This is a genomic window from Candidatus Symbiopectobacterium sp. (assembly GCF_020054415.1).
Lineage (GTDB): Bacteria > Pseudomonadota > Gammaproteobacteria > Enterobacterales > Enterobacteriaceae > Symbiopectobacterium.
This window is the reverse complement of sequence record NZ_JAHWCO010000050.1, coordinates 1-1,215: the sequence shown is the minus strand read 5'-3', so window position 1 is coordinate 1,215 and position 1,215 is coordinate 1. Positions and strand designations below refer to the sequence as shown.

Annotated in this window: 3 protein-coding genes; all 3 read right to left on the bottom strand. The window is 48.8% G+C overall.

All coding sequences use genetic code 11. From position 1 onward, the window contains the following. Positions 1 to 114 (bottom strand): helix-turn-helix domain-containing protein (locus QZ506_RS01715; protein ID WP_291968612.1); only part of this gene is annotated, 114 nt, incomplete at its 3' end. A gap of 104 nt (positions 115 to 218) precedes the next feature. Continuing rightward, entirely contained in the window at positions 219 to 1,046 is an 828-nt protein-coding gene (locus tag QZ506_RS01710) for a diguanylate cyclase (protein ID WP_291968608.1), read from the bottom strand. A 40-nt stretch (positions 1,047 to 1,086) separates the two neighbouring features. Then, a partial coding sequence (locus QZ506_RS01705; RefSeq protein ID WP_291968610.1) for an IS1 family transposase occupies positions 1,087 to 1,215 on the bottom strand: 129 nt, incomplete at its 5' end.

Genomic DNA, 1,215 nt, shown 5'->3' with positions numbered 1-1,215 from the left:
TGTATCGCGTGACACGCCCATGATCTTGCAGGCTTTTGATACGTTACCGAGTTCTTCGGCGATATTGAGCAGGCCGGCTTTGTGTTTGATAATGGGATTGTTAGTATGAAGCATGAGAGTTACCTCGCGTTTTGTTTAAGGATCAGACACCCATATCAAAACCGGTAACTCTCAACCTTTCAAGGTCAAGTGTCAGATCTAGTCGCTACTAATACATATTATGTCGCAATTTCAACGCTATTTCTGCCCTTGCTCTTGGCCTGATACAATGCTTTATCTGCACGAATAATCACGCTCTCCGGTGCATGATCCGGTGTTGTTCCCACAAAAAGGTAGACGCCAGCGCTGGCGGTAACGACTTTTTCATCCAGCGTGGTGAGTTCATGGGGGATGCGCTGGTGTCTGATAGCTTCCAGCGCACGTTCTGCAAACGCTACAGCGCCTTCTTCCGTCACATCCATCAGAATGATGACAAACTCTTCACCGCCATAGCGTGCGATTAAATCCTCTTTGCGACACTGCATACTGCTTAGCGCATGGCTCACGGTTTGCAGACACTTGTCGCCTTCAACGTGGCCATAGTGGTCGTTGCATTTCTTGAACATATCGACATCGAGCATGATAAGTGCTATCCGCTTACCGGAAAGGGCGGATTGCGCGATGGTCTCGCGCAGGAAAATATCAAACTGTCGCCGGTTCGCTAGGCCAGTGAGGCCATCTAACAGCGCCAGCGTTTCCAGCGTGTGATTCATCACGGTAAGCTGATCGCGTACCTTGGTTAGATCCAGCTGGTTTTTTTCGTTGATCTTGATCTGTTTCAGCATGATCGCACCCATGCTGCTCATGATCAGCTGCAAGGTCAGGGCGATAGCGGTATAAATGGTCGAGTCGACTTTCCGGTTGGAAAACACCTGCATTTTGTTATAGCCCGCTGCGATGACAATGGGATAACGTTCTAACCGTGTATAACCATAGATGCGCTCGACATGGTCAACGGTGGAGTAGAAGGTGGCAGTGCCGCTGGTGGATGACTTCAAATGCTCCATAAACAGCGTACGGTCGTGTATTCAATGGGTTGATGTAGCATCAAACGTAGTACTCGCGTTCGATGTAAGTACCGATGATCCTATCGTGCATTTCGGATGATTTTGAATATCCGAGCGTCTTACGATTGAGCCGTTGCAATCGGTTACGCAGTGTCAGATTTTCACGCTC